Origin of the sequence: Nocardiopsis sp. CA-288880 (assembly GCF_050955985.1) — a bacterium.
GTDB classification, from domain to species: domain Bacteria; phylum Actinomycetota; class Actinomycetes; order Streptosporangiales; family Streptosporangiaceae; genus Nocardiopsis; species Nocardiopsis tropica.
In genome coordinates this window covers 3,198,249-3,216,313 of sequence record NZ_CP192105.1, presented here as the reverse complement: position 1 = coordinate 3,216,313, position 18,065 = coordinate 3,198,249, and the positions used below count along the sequence as shown (strand labels likewise).

Here is an 18,065-nt window from a genome sequence, read left to right as displayed (position 1 = left end):
CCGCCGGGAGGCGCGGCCCGGGGAGGGCGGCGGGCCCCTCCTCCGTCGGCCGCCCGGGACCGCGCGTGACCGGCCGCCTCCGCAACAGGGGGGTCCGCCCTTGTTCGGCGGCATACGCACCTGTACTGTGTCCGCATGTTGTCGAGCCAGCTCAGGTACCCCACGGCGCTGGCAGAAGGGCGCAATGGCGTCCTGACGGTACAGGCGCGCCCTGTTTCCGGGCCCGCGCCTTTCACCGCGACACCCACCATCGCCTTCTTTTCCGGCGCCCCCGTCCCGAAATGCGGAAACCGCATTCCCGGCGTTTCTCCCGCGTGCGCGGGAACCGTCGTGCGGGGCCCCGCCGCGGCCGGGCGCCCGGCCCCCGGGCCCGGTCGCGCGCTCCCCGGCGCCTCGCACCGCGTCGGCGGAGGACCGGACCGGTAGCGCCCCCGCGGTCCCTCCCGCCCCGGACGGCGCTCCGCACGAGCCCCCGTCCCGAACGGGACCGCACCTGGAAGACCCGCGCGCGGCGACCGGATACCGCGCGTGCCCGATCAGTGAAGAGGATGCTCCATGCCGTCGTTCCTTGACCGCGAGAGAAGCGTGGCTCCCCCGGGCTACAGCCGGTGGCTCATCCCGCCGGCGGCACTCGCCGTCCACCTCTCCATCGGCCAGGTGTACGCCTTCAGCGTCTTCAAGACCCCCCTGGTCGAACGGTTCGACACCTCGCTGACCGCGATCGGGGTCGTCTTCAGCATCGCCATCGTCATGCTCGGCCTGTCCGCCGCGTTCGGCGGCAAGTGGGTGGAGCGCAACGGCCCGCGCAAGGCCATGTTCGTCTCCGGGGTGTGCTGGGCGGGCGGTTTCCTGGTCGGCTCGCTCGGCGTGGCGACCGGCCAGCTCTGGCTGCTCTACCTCGGCTACGGGTTCCTCGGCGGGATCGGCCTCGGCATCGGGTACATCTCCCCCGTCTCCACGCTGATCAAGTGGTTCCCGGACCGCCCGGGGATGGCCACGGGCCTGGCCATCATGGGGTTCGGCGGCGGCGCCCTCATCGCGTCCCCGCTGTCCTCCGCTCTCCTGGACCGGTACGCCGCGACGCCCTCCGAGGCGATCGTCCCCACGTTCCTCACCCTGGGCGCCGTGTACTTCACGGCCATGATGCTGGGCGCCGCGACCGTCCGGGTTCCGCCGCCGGGGTGGACGCCCGAGGGCGGCACGCCCGCCCAGGCGCCCCCCGCGCGCGAACAGGTCCAGGACGGCCTCAGCGTGGAGGCGGCCTTCCGCACCCGCCAGTTCTGGCTGCTGTGGATCGTGCTCTTCTGCAACGTCACCGCCGGGATCGGCATCCTCGAGCAGGCCGCCCCCATGGTGCAGGACTTCTTCACCGGCGTGGGCCCGGCCGAGGCCGCCGGGTACGTCGGCGTCCTCTCGCTGTGCAACATGCTGGGGCGCTTCATCTGGTCCTCCACGTCCGACGCCCTCGGGCGCAAGCGCACCTACATCGGCTACCTGGGGCTCGGCTGCGTGCTGTACCTGGTCATCGCCGTGGCCGGAACGAGTTCCGTTGCGCTCTTCGTGGCGGTCACCGGTGTCATCCTGTCCTTCTACGGCGGCGGCTTCTCGACGATCCCGGCCTACCTGAAGGACCTGTTCGGCTCGTTCAACGTCGGAGCCGTCCACGGCCGCATCCTCACCGCGTGGTCGTGCGCGGGCATCGCGGGGCCGCTGATCGTCAACGTGGTCGCCGACAGCCAGCTCGCGGCGGGCCGTTCGGGCGCCGACCTGTACACCGCCTCCCTGTACCTCATGGTGGCCGTGATGGCGGTCGGGTTCACGGCCAACATGCTGGTGCGCCCGCTGTCCGCGTCCTCGACGCGGACCACGGGAGAGGCCGGCCCGGACCGGTCCCGCGAGGCGGTCGCGTGAGCGCCGGACGGACGCCGGGAGCACCCGGAGGGCAGGCGGAACTGGAAGCGCCCGGAGGCACCGGGCCGCGGAGGGAGGACCCGGTGGACGGTACGCAACGAGGCGGGCAGACGCTGTCGAAGGCGGCGGCGCTCTTCCTGTGGGCGGTCGTGGTCGTCGCCCTGGGCTACGGGGTGGTGCAGACCGCGGTCCAGGCCGCGGCCCTGTTCACCGGCTGACCGGGAAACCCGTCGCGGGCGCGGCTCCCCGACCCGGGCGGGGGCGGAGCCGCGCCCGCGACGGTGCGCCGGGGGCCCTTGCGACCCCGGCCCCGGTTCGGAAGACTCTCGTGCGCACGCTTTCCCTGGCGCGGCCGAGGCCGATGCCACGACACAGGTGAGGTCCCTCCATGCCCGCCCCCTCGGACGAACCCGCCCTCGCAGCGGAACTGGCGCGCCTGGAGTCGCTGGCAGAGGACGCCACGGGGAACCTGCCCGAACTGGAGCACGGCCTCTCCCGCCTGATCGGGGATCTGGGCGCCCGGCTGCGGAACGAGCACGTCGGCCCGGCCCGCATGTATGCGTTGCGGGCCGAGCGCATGCTCCCCGCCGCCCTGTACCGGGAAGGCCTGGCGAGTCTGGCGAGCGGTGACCACGCCAGGGCGGAGGAGCTGCTGAGCGACGCGGCCCGGCGCCAGGAGCAGTCGGTCCAGCGGCTGCGTGGGCACGCCGAGGCGATCCCGTCGCTGCGCAACGACGCGGAGGAGAGCGCCCGCCTCATGTGGACCATGCGGTGGGAGACCAGCAAGGCCCTGCGCGGGCTCGGGCGGTGGCGGCAGGCGCAGGAGCTGCTCACCGGCGTTCTCGACGCGGTGAGGACGGACGGCCGCTTCGGGCTCGTCCGGCGCGACCTGGAACTCGTGACGGCCAGGGTCCGCCAGGAGGACCTGCGCAACGAGGGGCACGGTGTACGGGCGGCCCTCCGGGGCCTCGGGCCGGACGCCCGGCGGGCCTCCCGTCCGGGAATCACGCCGGAGGGGTTCACCGCCCTCACGGGGAACGCGCCCCGTGTCCGGACCCCGTTCCTCCGTCCGGGCCGGTCCGAACCCCGCCCGGCGAAACCGGGCGGGGCCGCGCACGGGAGGGGTCGTGGCGGCTAGCCACGAGGTCCCGTGCGCCACCGGCCCGTGGTCCACCGGTCGGGGCGGCCCCCGCCGGCCCCGCCACGGCTCCGCTGCGCCGGGTCGGCCCCCGCCGCGTCCCCGGCTCCCCCGGACGGCCGCAGGCGGGCGCGGACGGCCGTCGCCGCGCAGGCGACCACCGCCACCCCTCCGAGGACGGTGGGCCAGGTGAGCTGTTCGTGCAGGAGCAGGGCGGCCCAGCCGATGGTCATGACCGGCTGGACGAGCTGGACCTGGCTGACCTGCGCCATCGGGCCGATCGCCAGCCCCCGGTACCAGGCGAAGAAGCCGAGGAACATGCTCACCACCGCCAGGTAGGCGAAGGCCGCCCACTCGGCCGGGGAGCCGCTCGGCGGCCGGTCGGCCACCGCCGCCCCCGTGAGAACGGCCATCAGCGGGAAGGACAGGACGAGCGCCCAGGAGACGGTCTGCCACGCGCCGAGTTCGCGCGCCAGGAGCCCGCCCTCCGCGTAGCCGACCGCGGCCGCGGCCACGGCGCCGAACAGCAGGAGGTCGGACCAGGACGGTCCGCCGAACCCGCCGCCCTGCAGCGAGGCGAACACGGCGGCGGCCACCGCGCCGACGGCCGCCATGGTCCAGAAGCGGGCCGGGGGCCTCTCGCGCCCGCGGAGCGCCGCCGTCACCGCCGTCGCCGCGGGCAGGAGGGCGATCACGACGGCACCGTGGCCCGCCGAGGCGGAGGTGAGGGCGAAGGAGGTGAGTACCGGGAAACCGACGACCACACCCCCGGCGACGACGGCCAGGCGGCCCCACTGGCTGCCGCGCGGCAGGCTCTGCCCGGTGCACGCCAGGGCGGCGGCCGCCAGGAGCGCGGCGACGACCGCACGGCCGGAGCCGGTGAACAGCGGTGACATCCCGCCGCCCTCGACGGCCACACGTGTGAAGGGGATGGTCAGGGAGAACGCCGCGACCCCGAGCAGGCCCCACGGCAGCCCGGCCCGCGAGGATAGCGCTGGTCGCGCCACTTGAGTAGCGCTACTGTTGTTCTTCATGAACAACGATAGCAGTTCGCGTATCGTCGCAGGGCTCCGCGAGTGGATCGCCACGGCCCCGCCGGGGGCGAGGCTGCCGTCCACGCGGGTCCTGGTGGCGCAGTACGGGGCGAGCCCGGTCACGGTGCAGAAGGCGCTGCGGACACTGGTCTCCCAGGGAGCGGTGGAGAGCCGCCCCGGGGTGGGGACCTTCGTCCGCGCGGCCCGGGCCGCGCGTCCGCACGACTACGGGTGGCAGACCGCCGCGCTCGGCCCGACGGCCCAGCGCGCGCCCCGGTCGGCCGCCGCGCTGCGCACCGCCCCCGACGGCGCGGTCGCCCTGCACTCGGGCTACCCCGACCGCGAACTCCTCCCCGAGCGCCTGGTGCGCGGAGCGTTCACCCGGGCCGCACGCGGCGCGTCGGCCGTCGCGAGGCCCCCGGACGCGGGCCTCCCGGACCTGCGGGCGTGGTTCGCGACCGAGCTGGGGGCGGACTCCCCCGCCGGGGTCGCGCCGCCCGCCCCCGGCGACGCCGTCGTCCTGCCGGGAAGCCAGAGCGGGCTCAGCACCGCCTTCCGCGCCCTGGTCGGCGCGGGCCGCCCGCTGCTGGTGGAGTCGCCCACCTACTGGGGGGCGCTCCTGGCCGCCGCGCAGTCGGGGGTGCGGGTCGTGCCGGTGCCCAGCGGCGCCGGGGGGCCGGACCCGGACGCCCTGGTCCGCGCGTTCGAGCGCACCGGGGCGAGCGCCTTCTACGCCCAGCCGAACTTCGCCAACCCCACAGGGGCGCGCTGGTCGCCAGACCTGGCCGACCGGGTGCTGGACACCGTGCGCCGCTCCGGGGCGTTCCTGATCGAGGACGACTGGGCGCACGACTTCGGGATCGAGGACGGGCCGGCGCCCGTGGCCGCGCGCGACGACGGCGGGCACGTGGTGTACCTGCGCTCGCTGACCAAGAGCGTGTCCCCGGCCGTGCGCGTCGCCGGGGTGGTCGCCCGCGGCCCCGCCCGGGAGCGGATCCTCGCCGACGCCCGGGCCGGGTCCCTGTACGTCAGCGGCGTGCTGCAGGCCGTCGCGCTCGACGTCGTCACCCAGCCCGCCTGGCGCACCCACCTGCGGGGGCTGCGCCACCAGCTGGCCGCCCGGCGCGACCTCCTCGCCGGCGCCCTGCGCGAGCACGTCCCCGCCGCGCACCTGGAGGCGCTGCCCCGGGGCGGGCTGAACCTCTGGGTCCGGCTCCCCGACAGCACCGACCTGGCGCGGCTCGTCGCGGACTGCGAGGACCTCGGGGTCGTCGTCGCCCCGGGAGACGAGTGGTTCCCCGCCGAACCCACCGGCCCCCACCTGCGGCTCAACTACGCCGGCCCGGATCCCGGGTCCTTCCCCGAGGGGGTGCGCGCGCTCGGCCGGGCGCTCGCGCGCCAGGCGCCGCGCTGATCCCGCGCCGGGGGCGCGGGACCCGCTCCCCCGGCCGCGGTCCCCGGTGACGCGCGCGCCGGTCCGGCCGGGGGTCTGCCGACCGCCGCGCCCGGCGCCGCGACCCCGCCGCTGTCAGGCCCGCAGCCCCCGGTAGTGGGCGCGCCGGTGCGGGGACGGGCCGCCGCCCCCGGGTCCGGGGGCTCCCCGCGCCCGGTCTCACGGGTCCAGGCGGGCGAGGCTCCCGTTCTCCAGGGCGGCCCACACCGCGCCGTCCGCGGTGACCGCGATCCCGTGGGGTTCACTGCGGGGGGTCGGGAGGTCGACCAGGTCGATCTCCCCCTCGGCGGTGACGTGCCCGATCCGGTTCGCGCCCCACTCCGTGAACCAGCACCCCCCTGCGGGGTCGGCGGTGATCGCGTGGGGCCGCGAGCCGCGCCGGGGCAGGGGGAACTCCCGGACGTCGCCGTCCGGCGTGAGGCGTCCGACCTGTCCGGCGCCGATCTCCACGAACCACAGGGCCCCGTCGGCGCCCGCGGTGATGCCCACGGGAGCCGCGCCGCGGGTGGGGAGGGCGTGGACGGTGACGTGCCCGCCGACGGTGATCCGGCCGACCGCGTCGGCCTGGTTGAGGGTGAAGTACAGGGCCCCGTCCGGCCCCGCGGTGACGAAGGACGGGAAGCCGCCCCGGGTCGGCAGGGGGAACCCGGTGATCTCCCCGTCCGGGGTGATGCGCCCGATGCGGTCGGTGTTCATCTCGGTGAACCACAGCGCCCCGTCGGGGCCCGCCGCGATGCCGAAGGGGCGTGCGCCGGGGGCGGGCAGCGCGAAGGACCCCGCCTCGCCCTCCGCCGTGATGCGGCCGATCCTGTCGTCCTGGGTGCGGGTGAACCAGAGCGCGCCGTCGGGGCCCGGGGTGATGAGCGAGGGGCCGCAGGTCGCGGAGTCCAGCGGGTACAGGGTCGTCGCGCCGTCCGGCGCCAGGCGGGCGATCTGCCCGTGGTGGACGAGCGTGGCCCAGAGGGTGCCGTCGTCCGCTCCGGTGACGCCGTAGGGGCCGGCGCCCGGCGCTGCCAGCGGGTGCTCCCGGAGGGTGCGGGCGTGTGCGTGGTGGGTCATCCGGTGCCTCCTGTCAGGCGGACCATCGTGGTCGAGGGGCGGGGCGCGCGCAACCGCTTTTCCGCGCGCGGCGCGGCAGCGCGGTGGGCCGCGCCCCCGGTGAGGCCGGGCGGGCGTGCGGCGGCCGTCGGCCCCGGGGCGCGGGGGGCCGTGTCACGTTCCGGGGCCGGCGCCCGTCAGGAGGGGCGAGGCACACCGGAGCGACACTTCCCGGAGGTGGAAGGACATGACCCCTCGAACGGCCCGTTCCGACACGGGCGCGACCACGGGCTCGACCACGGGCGCGCGGGATCGCGGCCCCCGGCCCCCGGTCGCCACGGCGGCGGGCGGGAGGCCGTCATGACCGCCGCCTACATCGCGGTGACCGTGCTCACCGCCGCCGCGAACGGCTTCTTCGCCGTGGCGGACCTCCTCCGCGCCCGGTTCGTCCTCGCCAACTCGGCCGCCGTGGGGGTGCCCGAGTCCTGGCTGACCGCGCTGGGTCTGCTCAAGGGGGCCGGGGCCCTGGGCCTGCTCCTCGGACTGGCAGGGGTGCCGCTCGTGGGGACGGCGGCCGCGCTCGGCCTGGTCCTGTTCTTCGCCGGCGCGGTGGCCGTGCACCTGAGGGCGCCGGACCCGTCCCTCCTCGTGCCCCTCGGGTTCCTCGGCGCGGCGGCCGGCTCCCTGGTCCTGTCCCTCGCCGTGTGAGGGCGCCGGACCTGCGTCCCGGGGACCGGGGTCCGGGCCCCGCCGCGCGGGGTCAGGGGCCCTCCCCGTCCGGCGTCCGCTCCGGCTCCGCCTCCGGAGCCGGAGCGGGGGCGCTCCCGCGGTGGCGCAGCGACAGCAGGTAGCCCAGACCGAGCACGACGGCCGTGCCGATCGCCGTGTACCACGTGAACCCGACCAGGCCCGGCGCGAAGAGGAAGAGGCAGGCCATCGTCGCGACGGCCGCCGCGAAGGCGACGGCGGCGTCGGCCTGGCGGGCCCGGCGGACCCACAGGCCCAGGAAGAACGCGCCCAGGAGGCCGCCGTAGGTGATGCTGGCCACGGACAGGCCCAGTTCGACGACGGGGGTGTCCGTCCCGGTGAACATCGCCCCCGCGCCGACGAACACCAGTCCCCACCCGAGGGTGAACAGGCGCCCGAGCCGCAGCCCCTGGACGTCGGTGAGGGGGCGGCGGGCGAACCGTTCGTAGAGGTCGGCCATGGTGGAGGACGACAGCGCCGACAGGGACGAGGACAGGGTGCTCATCGCGGCCGCCATGATGCCGGCGAGCAGGAGCCCCGACAGGCCCGTGGGCAGCCCCTCGACGATGAACACCGGGAACAGCTCGTCGGAGTTGGCGAGGCCGAGCTGCTCGGTCGAGGCGCCCTCGAAGTAGGAGTACAGGGCCAGGCCCACCGTGAGGAACAGGGCGAACTGGAGGAAGACCACGACGGCGCTGCCGATCACCGCCTTCTGCGCGTCGCGGAGGCTGCGGCAGCCCAGCAGCCGCTGCACGATGATCTGGTCCGCGCCGTGCGAGGCGGTGGAGAGCAGGGCCCCTCCCAGCACCGCGGTGACCGTGGCGTACGGCGAGGAGACCGGGTCCGACGTGAAGTCGAGGAACCGGGTCTTGCCCTCCTCCGCGGCGACCGCGAGGAAGTTCACGTCGAGGCTCTCGACGATGACGACGAGGGCGACGACGCCTCCGAGCGCGTACAGCGCCATCTGGAGGACGTCCACCCACACCACCGCCCTGATGCCGCCGATGAGGGTGTAGAGGACGGTGACGCCGCCGAGCAGGGCGATGATCGTGAAGTAGGGCAGTTCGAGCCCGTAGGAGTCCAGGACGATCTTCATGGGGATGGCGGCGGCGAACATCCGCACACCGTCCGCGAGGAGCCGGGTGAACAGGAACGTCACCGAGGCCGTGCTCTGCATGCCCCGGCCGAAGCGCAGGCCGAGGTAGGCGTAGGCCGTGGTCATCTCGCCCTGGTAGTACCGGGGCAGCAGCACGAACGCGACGACGACGCGCCCGATGAGGTAGCCGACCGCCACCTGGAGGAAGGTCACGTCCCCCAGGTAGGCCACGCCGGGGACGCTGATGACGGTCAGGGCGCTCGTCTCGGTGGCCACGACGGACAGGCAGACCGCCCACCAGGGCAGGTTGCGGCCGCCGATGAAGTAGTCGCGTGTGTTGCGCTGGCGGCCGGACAGCTTCAGGCCGAGCCATGCCGAGCACAGCAGGTACACCACGATGACCGCGAGATCGACGGCGTGCACGGGGCGGCTCCGGAAAGTGGGGGGCGGGGGCGGGCGGGTCACGGCGCGGGGGTCGGTGCGGCGTGTGCGGGGCGGGGAGGGACGGGGTCAGGGCGCCGGCGCGTCGACTCTCAGGCGCGCGGGTGCGACGGCCGCCGGTTCGGGCAGCCGGAGCGGTCCGGCCCCCGGGGTGAGGCGGCCGGCGAGCGACGGGCGGCGCGCGCCCGTGCAGCCGGGGAGGGACCCGGCGATCCCGTGCCAGGTGAGGAAGCCGATCAGCGCGAACAGGTAGGCCTCCTTGGCGTCGCTGTCCAGCCCGAGGGCGTCGAACGGCCGGAGCCGCGCCGGTGCGAGCCGGGCGGCGATCCGGTCCATCAGCACGGGGTTGCGCGTGCCGCCGCCGGACGCGAACACGTCGGCGGTCCCGTAGGGCCGCAGCGCGTCCGCGACGGTGGCGGCGGTGAGCTCGGCCAGGGTGGCCAGCAGGTCGGCGGCCTCCGGTGTTCCCGCGCGCCGCAGCGCCGCGTCCAGGTGGCCGGGGCCGAACAGCTCCAGACCGGTGGACTTGGGCGGGGCCAGCCCGTAGTACGGCTCGGCGAGCAGGAGTTCGAGCAGGGCGGGGTCGGGGCGCCCGGCCCCGGCCAGGGCGCCGTCGGCGTCGAGGTCGGCGCGCCCGCCGGTCGCCCGGCGCACCGCGGCGTCCATCAGGGCGTTGCCCGGACCGGTGTCGAAGGCCACGGGCGGGGCCCCGTCCCGGACGACGGTGACGTTGGCGATGCCGCCGAGGTTCAGTGCGGCCGCGGGTTCGGCGCGCCCGCCGAGGAGGAGGACGTCCAGCAGCGCGGCCAGCGGCGCGCCCTGGCCCCCGGCCGCCACGTCGGCCGTGCGCAGGTCCGACACGACCGGCAGGCCGGTGGCCCCGGCGATCCACGCGGGCTGGCCGAGTTGGAGGGTCCCGTGCACCGAGGTCCCCTCGGCCCAGTGGAAGAGGGTCTGGCCGTGCGAGGCCACCAGGTCCGCGCGTCCTCCGGCGAGCTCGTCCGCGCCCAGGCGCGCGGCCTCGGCGAACGCCTGCCCGATGCGGGTGTCGAGCCGGCACACGGCCTGCATGGTGGTCGCCGCGGGCGGGAGGGCGTCGCGGAGCTCCGTGCGCAGGTCTGCCGGGTAGGGGACGGTGCGGTGGCCCAGCGGCGCCAGGCGGACCAGGTCCGCGTCCAGCTCCAGGCGTGCGGCGGCGACGTCGATCCCGTCGGCCGAGGTTCCGGAGGACAGCCCGAGGACGATCACGGGGCCTCCGCCCCGGGGACGGCGGCGTCCCGGCGGCGCGTCCCGGGCCCCGCCCGGCGCGTTCGGACACGTCCGGCAACCATCCGCACCTCCGGTCGCTGTCTGCCCACCAGGCTTATACCGTGTGTGACGCCCGCGTCAATCCCCCTTGTCCGCCCTGTGGACGCGGCCGGGCAGCCCGATGGCGCCGCGCGGCCGGGACGCCCGGCGCTCAGGTGGGGGTGGGCGGCGGCGGGGTCCAGCGGTGGACGCGGGAGGCGGTGGAGGTGACCCCGTACTCGCCCTTGAGGCGCTCGGGTATCGCGTACTGCATGATCCGGCCGCGGGTGAGGGAGCTGAGCTCCAGGTGGGTGGTGATGTGGCCGAGGCGGTCCAGGGCCCACGCGCCCAGGGGCGAGCGGTCCTCGATGCGCTCGAGGATCCCGAGCAGGGCGGGCGAGGCCTTGACGGCCGTGTCCCAGCCGGTGCGCGGGACCTGGAGCCAGTCGGCGCAGGTGTCGCCCATGAGGTAGCGGATGAGGGCGGCGACGACCGGGTCCAGGACGGTGCCCGGGACGACCTCCTCGTAGAGCTCGATGAGCCTGCGGGTCAGCAGCGCCCCCTCCTCGGAGGGACCCATGTGCCGGGTCATGTAGAGGTCGGAGAACCGGCGGCCGGCCGCCGCGTCGGCCGGGGCGTGTTCGGGGCTGATGCCGAGCATGGCGCCGACGACGCGCCAGGCGTAGAAGTAGGACTCCGCGCCGTCGGTGGACATGTGGATGCCCAGCCGGTGGAGCGCGTCCAGGACCTGGATGGAGAACATCATCTGGCCGCCGATCATGTCCTCCTGGCAGATCGGCGTGCCGAGGGCCGCCTCGTCCCAGCGCCCCTCACGGCACATGTGGTGGCGGATCGAGGCGTGCAGCAGGCGTACCTTCTGCGCGGCGGGGACGAACCGGCTCCCCGCCTCGAACGCGTCGGGCTGCATGAGGTAGACGGTGAACTGCCCCGTCTCCGCCATCCTCCGCGAGGGGTACTCCAGGGCGTGGGTCGCGCTGAGCAGCCTGGCCACGTGCGGCACGACGTAGCAGGCGGGCATCGACGCGAAGGCCAGGGCGGTCGAGATGTGCACGTTGTTGTCGATGAAGAACAGCCGGGCCTTCTCCATCTCGCCCCAGTCGACCCAGTCCGGCGGCGAGGCGGTGGTGTGCAGGTACTCGCGGGCGACGTCGGGCAGCCCGTCGGGGAGGTCCTGGCCGACCGTGGTGAAGTAGCGCATGAGGGTGTTGAACTTGCCGACCTCGCCGCGCTCGAAGAGCGCGGCCACCGTCGCGTCCGCGAGTTCGTCCCCCACGAGCCGCAGCGCGTCCATGGATTCGGGGGTGTAGGGCATGGGGGTCTCGCCTTTCGACGGTTCAGGACTGGCGGGCCGCGGCCGAGGCGACCATCAGGGACAGGGCCTCGGCGGCCCCGTGCGGGAGGTCCGCGCGGGCGAGGGCGTCGTTCGCGGCCCGCACGCGCAGCGTGATCATCTCCTCGATCCGCTCGGGGGCCCCGGTGCGCAGCATGATCGCCCGCACCCTCTCCAGGCCCTCGCGGTCCAGGCCGCGGCGGCCGAGCAGGCCGCGCAGCTCCCGGCGCTCGGCCGAGGTGGAGGCCGACCAGGTCTCGGCGAGCAGGGCGGTCGGCCGGTTGCCCCGGACGTCGTCGAGGTTCGACTTGCCCGTGCGCTCCGGGTCGCCGAACAGCCCGAGCAGGTCGTCGCGCAGCTGGAACGCCTCGCCCAGGGGGAGGCCGTAGGAGGTGAAGGACTCCATCAGCGTCCCCGGCGCGCCGGCCAGGGCGCCGCCGATGTGCAGCGGGTGCTCGACCGTGTACTTGGCCGTCTTGTACCGGATCACCTGGAGCGAGCGGGCCGTGTCGGGCGGGGCCCCCGTGCGCAGGACCTCCAGGCACTCCCCGGCGATCAGCTCCCGGGCCATGACCGCCCACAGGTCGCGGGCACGGGACAGGTAGGCGGAGGGCAGGCCGCAGGAGAGGAACATCTGCGCCGCCCAGGCGATCAGCAGGTCCCCGGTCAGCATGGCGAGGGCGCGGCCGCCCGCCAGGGGGCGCGCCCGGCCGCCGAGGGCGGCCCCCAGCGCGGCGTGGGCGCTCGGCACGCCGTGCCGCGTCGGGCTCTCGTCGATCAGGTCGTCGTGGACGACGGCCGCGGCGTGCAGCAGCTCCATCGCCGCGGCGGCGCGGACGAGCGCGTCGCTGTCCGGCTGCCCGGCCGCGCGCCACCCCCAGTAGCAGAACGCGGCGCGCAGGCGCTTGCCGCCGGCCACCGCCACGGACAACTGCTCGGCCACGGGCAGCAGGTCGGCGTCGACGGCGGCGAACCGGTCCGCCTCCTCCCGCACGAACTCCTGGAGGACCGCGTCCACCCTGGTCCGGAGCAGTGCCTGCTCCGGGGTCTCAGGCATCGCCCTGTCCGGTGCGGGAGGCGACCCGCCGTGCGAGCACCTCCATGTGGCACTCGGGCGTCCGCCCGTACCTCTGCAGGGCGAGCCGTCCCCGCTCCCGCAGGTCGTCCCGGCCGTCCCGGGCGAGGTCGGCCAGGTCGGACCGGCCCAGCAGCGACCTCGTCCGCCGCAGGGCCGCGCCCAGGCGGTCGAGCGCGAGGTCGGCCGCCCCGGCCGCGACGAGCAGCGGCTCGCCGACGGCCCCGGTTGCCCCGCCGTCGCCGGTGTGCGCCACGGTGCTCCCCCATCTCCAGACGACACGAAAGGGACGAGGGACCGCGGTGGAGAACGTACCGGGAATCCAGGAGAAGAGGAGTCCGGACGGAGAAATATCAGATGCGCGTCCCTTGTCGAGCGATCATCTTCCGCCATCGTCGGCTTTGTCAACACAATGGTGTTTCCGGACCACCCCCGGGGCGACCGAAACAACCATGGAGCGTCCGAACAGGGGCGATGCCCTGGAATCCAGCAAGAATACCCCCAACCGAAAAGCACCCCGATAACACCCGTCAACGCCATTCATGGAACCCGTGTCGCTTTTTTCCGACATAAGAGAAATGTGAATGACGGGGGGAGTCATCGCCGCCCAGCGGGGAGACCCCGCGGACCACCCGGCGCGTCACACGGAAACCGGTACGACCCCCGCCGCTCACGACAGGACCCTGTCCAGTTCGGCCCGCAGTGCCTCCTCGGCCTCCGGCGCGGAGAGGCCGCCGATCAGCACGCGCATGGACAGGCCGTCGGCGGTGGCGATCAGCGACCGGGCCGCCGCGCGGGGGTCGGCGAGGCCGGGGGAGATCCCGGCGAGCAGCCGGGCCGCTTCGGCCTCCGCCCCGTCCTTGGCCCCGGCCAGCACGCGCGCCAGCTCCGGGTGGTGGAAACCGGCGGCGACGTACTGGTGGAACACCGAGACCCCGGCCCGGTCCGACTCCGCCCGGGGAACGGAATGGCCGACCAGCCGCCACAGCGCCTCGCGGTCGTCGGCGCCGCGGGTGGCCTCGGCGTGGAGCCGCGCGGCCTCCGAGAGCATCTCCTCCAGGCCGGCCCGCAGGAGTTCGTCCTTGCTCGGGAACCAGTACTGGATCCGCCCGACCGACGCCCCCGCGGCCGAGGCCACGTTGCGGATGGACACCGCGCCCATGCCGCTCTCCGCGATCACGTGCCACACCGCCCGGATGATGGCGGTCCTTCGTTCGTCCGGCCCGGAGCTGTCCATGCCGCCATCATAACCAAGGACAATACGAACGTATTGCCGGGGTGTACACTCGGGACTCGGTCCAATACGACTGTATTTCCGGGGGTTCCCATGAGTGACAGGCCCGAGCGCCGGACCCGGCGCCGCCGCGTGCTGCAGGTCCTGGCTGCCCTGGTGGTGGCGTGGCTGGTGGTGGACAAGGCCGCCTCGGTCGCGGCGCCCGAACCGGAGGTGGGCCACTGGCTCGGCCGCGAGGGGTTCGAGTCCTACCGGGCCGCCTACGACGACGTGATGGCGGCCCTGCCCGCGCCGACCCGCACCCACGACGTCGCCACCGGGTACGGCTCCGTGCGGGTGTACGAGTGGGCCGCCCCGGACGACGGGGCGGAGGGCGGGCTGCCGGTGGTGCTCCTGCCGGGGATCCGCTCCGGCGCGCCGATGTGGGGCGAGAACCTCGCCCACTGGATCGGCCGGCGCACCGTCTACGCCATGGACGCGGTCGGCGACGCGGGCATGTCGACCCAGTCGGTGCCCTTCTCCTCGTTCGACGACCAGGCCGCCTGGGTGGAGCAGGCCCTCGCGGGGCTCGGCCTCGAACGGGCGCACGTGGTCGGGCACTCCTTCGGCGGGGCGATCGCGACCGCCCACGCCCTCGCCCACCCCGGCCGCGTGGCCTCCCTGACCCTGCTCGAACCGGTGATGGTGCTGCACGGGCTGCCCGCCTCGACCTACCTGTGGTCGGTGCTGCTCTTCCTGCCGGGGCCGCAGTCGTGGAAGGACCGCGCGCTGGCGGGGATCGGGGGCGTCTCGGTCGAGGAGGTCCGCGAGCGCACGCCGATGTCGGTGATGATCGACGAGGGGTCGCGGCACTACTCCGCCGCCTCCCTGACGCCCCGGACGCTCACCGACGGGGAGTGGCGGTCGCTGTCCGTGCCGGTGCGGGTCGACCTGGCCGCCGACAGGTCCCTGGCGGGCGGCCGGGAGGCCGCGGACCGCGCCCGGGCCCTGGGGCTGGACCCCGTCACCGTCTGGCCGGACACCACCCACTCCCTTCCCATGCAGGCCGCCGAACGGCTCGGCACGGAGCTGGAGGGGTACTGGGCCGCCCACGACCGGTGAGGGGGTGTGGCGCCGGCCCCAGACGCCGTGGGCTCCTTCCCGGTCCGTGGCAGTTCGCGGGGAGAGGAGTTGTCCGCGATCCGGCGGGACGCCGGACCCCCGGGAGCGCCCGTTCACGGTGAGGTGGCTCGTCCCGGCCTTCGCCCGCGGGGGCGTCGACCATGTCGGGGAGGTCGTCGCGGACCGGCACGGCCGCGTCGCCTACCTCAAGTCGCTCCGGCTCTCCCCCGCCCAGAGCCGCCGCGGCCGACTGCTCCGGGTGCTCGGGGAGGCCGGCTGGGAGCTGGACCGGGCGGCCCTGTCCCTGGGCACCACGCGCTCGGGCCTGGTCGACCGGCTGGAGCGGGCGCGCCTGTCCCACCTGCTCTCGCCCGGCCTGCTGGCGGAGCACCGCGCGGCTACCCGGCGGCGCGCTCCCTGATCCTCTGTGCGACGCCGTCCAGGAGCCAGGCGAGCCCCGCCTCGAACACCTCCTCGGTACCGGGGGCTCCGGTGAGGCGCTCGATCGCCGGGTAGCGGCCGGGCTCCGCGTGCGCCTCCAGGAAGGCGTCCTGCACCGTGTCCCACGTGCGTCCGTCGGGGGTGGTCCACCGCGCGGCCCGGTCGGCCCCGACCGCCTTCGCGACGTGGCCGCGGGTGTAGCCGTCGACGGCCTCGACGACCGTGAGCGCCTCGTGGCCGGTCAGGCCGGTGCCGTCGAAGACCCGGAGCGCGGAGTCGGTCCAGGCGAAGGCGTGGGGGCCGACGGGCTGCGCGGCGTCCGTCAGCCGGACGAGCCAGGGGTGTTCGCGGTACGCGCGCAGGGTCGCGCGCGCCCACGCCTCGACGCGCTCCCGCCAGTCCCCCGGGCGGGTGTGCGGCAGCGGCGCCTCGCCGATCATCGTGTCCACCATGAGGGCGATCAGGGCCGACTTGTCGGGGACGTAGGTGTACAGGGTGGCCGCTCCCACGCCGAGCCTGGCCGCGAGACCGCGCATGGACAGGGCGTCGACGCCCTCCTGCTCCGCGATCTCCAGGGCGGCTCCGACGAGGGCGTCGACGGTGAGGTGGTGCCGGGGCCCCCGCCGGGGCCGCGCCGGCCCGTCCCACAGCAGCCCGAGGGTGGTCGTGGGGTCGTCGGCGGTCGCCACCGTTGTCTCCTCCCGAGAACTCCGTACACTGTTCGATAAGTCGAACGGTGTACGGAGTTTACCTCGGGGAGGCCCCCATGCCCGAACAGACACCCCCGCCTGAGCGGAGGGCCCGGCCCGGGCAGGAGCCCCCGGCCGAGGGGGTTGCGGCCCCCGCCCCGCCGGAGCCCCCGCCTCGGACGTCGCCCCTGATGAGGACGGCCGTCGTCGCGGTGGCCGCGACCGGGATCGGGGCCCTCGCCGCCGCCTCCGCCGTCCTGTTCCCGGGCCCGGACGCCCCGGCGGAGGCGCCGCTCGCCCTGGCCGTGCGCGCCGCCTTCACCGTGGCCGGGACCGTGCCCCTGGTGTGGGCCGCCGCCCGCTTCCTGGACCGCCGCCCCCTGGCCGCGTTCGGCCTGGGCCGGTACCCGAGGGGCTGGGCCATGCCCCTGGCCGCCCTGCTGGCGACGCTGCTCGCCACCGCGCTGTTCCTGGTGGCCGCGGTGGCGGCGGGCGCGGCCTCCGTCGATCCCGGCGCCGCGGCCCGTGCCGTCCCGGCCCTGGCCGTCGTGCTCCCGCTTCTCGTGCTGGCGCAGCTGCTGCCCGAGGAACTGGTGTTCCGCGGCTACGCGCAGAAGGTCCTGGGCGAGCGGTTCTCCCCCTGGGCGGCCCTCCTGCTCCAGGCCGCGCTGTTCGCCGTGTCGGCCGCTCTGGTCGCCGGCGCGTACGCGAACGCGGTCCACCTGTTCCTCCTGGGGGTGTTCACCGGGGTCCTGCGCATGACCGCCGGCGAGGTGTGGACGGTGCTCGCGACGCGCACGGCCCTGGCCGCCGGAGGACTCGTGTACACCGCGCTCGACCTGCGCCTGCTCCAGGCGGTCGGCCTGTGGGAGGTGCTGCTGGTGTTCGGGCCCGCGCTGGCCGCCGTCTGGGCCGTGACCTCGCTCCGGAGCCGGCGACCCGACCTCGCCGCTGCCGCACCGGACGCCGTGCCCGGGCCCCGACGCGAGCTCGGGCAGAAGGGCGTCCTGTACGACGTCGGCTCCAGTTACCGGCCGGGGCAGCACTCGCGCCCCCGGTGGCGTCCCGACGTGGTGGACGAGGAGATGCGGGTGATCCGCGAGGACCTGCACTGCACGGCGGTGACCGTCTTCGGGGAGGACCTGGGACGGCTGGAGGAGGCCGCCCGCCTCGCCCTGGCCCGCGGGCTGTACGTGTGGGTCCAGCCCCGGCTGGTCGAAGGCGGCCGGGAGGAGGCCCTCGCCCGCCTCGCGCGGACGGCGGAGTTCTCCGAGCGGCTGCGCGAAGAGCACCCGGAGCGGGTCGGCGTCAACGTGGGGTGCGAGCTCAGCATGTTCGTGCGGGGCATCGTCCCCGGCCGCGACTTCGACGCGCGCACCAGGTCGCTCGGCCTGCTGTCCCCGCTGTTCCCGCTGTTCAACCACCGCCTCAACCGCTTCCTGGGCGAGCTGGCCGCCACCGCCCGGGCCCGGTTCGGCGGACCGCTCACCTACGGATCGGGAACCTGGGAGAGCGTGGACTGGACCCCGTTCGACGTCATCGGGGTGGACTACTACCTGGACGTCCTGACCCGCGCCACCTACCGGCAGGGGCTGCGGCGGCTGCGGGCGACGGGCAAGCCGGTCCTGGTCACCGAGTTCGGCTGCTGCTCCTACGAGGCGGCGCGGTACCAGGGCGGGTCGGGCGGCGACGTCATGGACTGGGACGACCTGGACGACCGCCGGGTCACGGGCGGCCACGTCCGGGACGAACGCGTCCAGGCCGAGGTCATCGGCGAACTGCTGGACGTGTACGAGACCGAGGACGTGATGGGCGCGTTCGTGTGCATGTTCGTCGAGGGGGACTGCCGCTACTCCCCCGACCCCGCCCGCGACCTGGACATGGCGAGCTTCGGGATCGTGCGCCCGCCGCCGCTGGAGTCGGGGCTGTCCCCCGACGACGGCCACTGGGAGCCGAAGGAGGCCTTCCACACCCTCGCCGCCCGCTACGCCGCGACGGTACCCGCCGAGGGCTCCTGAGCCTCCCCGCC

At 75.2% G+C, this 18,065-nt stretch carries 17 protein-coding genes; 8 read left to right on the top strand and 9 right to left on the bottom strand.

Annotation, left to right across the window (positions count from 1 at the left end; all coding sequences use genetic code 11):
- The first annotated feature begins 555 nt into the window (after window positions 1-555).
- From ACQPYD_RS13730 to ACQPYD_RS13720, 3 genes are all read left to right on the top strand, one after another.
- On the top strand, window positions 556-1,911 hold the full coding sequence (locus ACQPYD_RS13730; RefSeq protein WP_433701374.1) for an L-lactate MFS transporter: 1,356 nt from the start codon (window positions 556-558) through the stop codon (window positions 1,909-1,911).
- Between the two features lie 83 nt (window positions 1,912-1,994).
- A complete protein-coding gene (locus tag ACQPYD_RS13725; protein ID WP_433701373.1) occupies window positions 1,995-2,129 on the top strand; it encodes an MFS transporter small subunit in 135 nt (44 codons plus the stop codon).
- A gap of 170 nt (window positions 2,130-2,299) precedes the next feature.
- Entirely contained in the window at window positions 2,300-3,049 is a 750-nt protein-coding gene (locus tag ACQPYD_RS13720) for a hypothetical protein (protein ID WP_433701371.1), read from the top strand.
- Here ACQPYD_RS13720 and ACQPYD_RS13715 read toward each other — a convergent pair.
- Window positions 3,046-4,083 (bottom strand): DMT family transporter, encoded by a 1,038-nt coding sequence (locus ACQPYD_RS13715; RefSeq protein WP_433701370.1) that lies wholly within the window; start codon window positions 4,081-4,083, stop codon window positions 3,046-3,048. The genes ACQPYD_RS13720 and ACQPYD_RS13715 overlap by 4 nt on opposite strands.
- Between ACQPYD_RS13715 and ACQPYD_RS13710 the strand changes: the two genes are divergently transcribed.
- Window positions 4,082-5,497: a PLP-dependent aminotransferase family protein gene (locus tag ACQPYD_RS13710; RefSeq protein ID WP_433701369.1), complete on the top strand. Its 1,416-nt coding sequence runs from the start codon at window positions 4,082-4,084 to the stop codon at window positions 5,495-5,497. The two genes, ACQPYD_RS13715 and ACQPYD_RS13710, sit on opposite strands and share 2 nt — an antisense overlap.
- 198 nt (window positions 5,498-5,695) lie before the next feature.
- Here the strand turns inward: ACQPYD_RS13710 and ACQPYD_RS13705 are convergent, their stop codons facing one another.
- The gene (locus tag ACQPYD_RS13705; RefSeq protein WP_433701368.1) at window positions 5,696-6,595 is read right to left on the bottom strand and encodes a virginiamycin B lyase family protein; all 900 of its coding nucleotides are present in this window, start codon (window positions 6,593-6,595) and stop codon (window positions 5,696-5,698) included.
- Window positions 6,596-6,934: 339 nt separating this feature from the next.
- Between ACQPYD_RS13705 and ACQPYD_RS13700 the strand changes: the two genes are divergently transcribed.
- A complete protein-coding gene (locus ACQPYD_RS13700; RefSeq protein ID WP_433701367.1) occupies window positions 6,935-7,282 on the top strand; it encodes a DoxX family protein in 348 nt (115 codons plus the stop codon).
- A 52-nt stretch (window positions 7,283-7,334) separates the two neighbouring features.
- Here the strand turns inward: ACQPYD_RS13700 and ACQPYD_RS13695 are convergent, their stop codons facing one another.
- The 6 genes from ACQPYD_RS13695 to ACQPYD_RS13670 form a co-directional block, all read right to left on the bottom strand.
- Complete coding sequence (locus ACQPYD_RS13695) at window positions 7,335-8,840, bottom strand: sodium:solute symporter (RefSeq protein WP_433701366.1); 1,506 nt, start codon at window positions 8,838-8,840, stop codon at window positions 7,335-7,337.
- A gap of 87 nt (window positions 8,841-8,927) precedes the next feature.
- Window positions 8,928-10,106 (bottom strand): anhydro-N-acetylmuramic acid kinase, encoded by a 1,179-nt coding sequence (locus tag ACQPYD_RS13690; protein WP_433701365.1) that lies wholly within the window; start codon window positions 10,104-10,106, stop codon window positions 8,928-8,930.
- 211 nt (window positions 10,107-10,317) lie between these two features.
- Window positions 10,318-11,478 (bottom strand): oxygenase MpaB family protein, encoded by a 1,161-nt coding sequence (locus ACQPYD_RS13685; protein WP_433701364.1) that lies wholly within the window; start codon window positions 11,476-11,478, stop codon window positions 10,318-10,320.
- Between the two features lie 22 nt (window positions 11,479-11,500).
- Complete coding sequence (locus ACQPYD_RS13680; protein WP_433701363.1) at window positions 11,501-12,553, bottom strand: polyprenyl synthetase family protein; 1,053 nt, start codon at window positions 12,551-12,553, stop codon at window positions 11,501-11,503.
- Window positions 12,546-12,827 carry a hypothetical protein gene (locus ACQPYD_RS13675; protein WP_433701362.1) on the bottom strand — a complete coding sequence of 94 codons (282 nt, stop codon included), beginning with the start codon at window positions 12,825-12,827 and terminating at the stop codon, window positions 12,546-12,548. The genes ACQPYD_RS13680 and ACQPYD_RS13675 overlap by 8 nt, the downstream gene beginning before the upstream one ends.
- 414 nt (window positions 12,828-13,241) lie before the next feature.
- The gene (locus ACQPYD_RS13670) at window positions 13,242-13,808 is read right to left on the bottom strand and encodes a TetR/AcrR family transcriptional regulator (protein WP_433701361.1); all 567 of its coding nucleotides are present in this window, start codon (window positions 13,806-13,808) and stop codon (window positions 13,242-13,244) included.
- A 90-nt stretch (window positions 13,809-13,898) separates the two neighbouring features.
- Between ACQPYD_RS13670 and ACQPYD_RS13665 the strand changes: the two genes are divergently transcribed.
- Together ACQPYD_RS13665 and ACQPYD_RS13660 are read left to right on the top strand one after the other, a co-directional pair.
- The gene (locus ACQPYD_RS13665; RefSeq protein WP_433701360.1) at window positions 13,899-14,906 is read left to right on the top strand and encodes an alpha/beta fold hydrolase; all 1,008 of its coding nucleotides are present in this window, start codon (window positions 13,899-13,901) and stop codon (window positions 14,904-14,906) included.
- A 118-nt stretch (window positions 14,907-15,024) separates the two neighbouring features.
- The gene (locus tag ACQPYD_RS13660) at window positions 15,025-15,327 is read left to right on the top strand and encodes a hypothetical protein (RefSeq protein ID WP_433701359.1); all 303 of its coding nucleotides are present in this window, start codon (window positions 15,025-15,027) and stop codon (window positions 15,325-15,327) included.
- Here the strand turns inward: ACQPYD_RS13660 and ACQPYD_RS13655 are convergent.
- Window positions 15,305-16,036 (bottom strand): TetR/AcrR family transcriptional regulator, encoded by a 732-nt coding sequence (locus ACQPYD_RS13655; protein WP_433701358.1) that lies wholly within the window; start codon window positions 16,034-16,036, stop codon window positions 15,305-15,307. The genes ACQPYD_RS13660 and ACQPYD_RS13655 overlap by 23 nt on opposite strands.
- A 191-nt stretch (window positions 16,037-16,227) precedes the next feature.
- Here ACQPYD_RS13655 and ACQPYD_RS13650 point away from each other — a divergent pair, with 191 nt between their 5' ends.
- Entirely contained in the window at window positions 16,228-18,054 is a 1,827-nt protein-coding gene (locus ACQPYD_RS13650) for a CPBP family glutamic-type intramembrane protease (RefSeq protein WP_433701357.1), read from the top strand.
- Window positions 18,055-18,065: the final 11 nt, after the last annotated feature.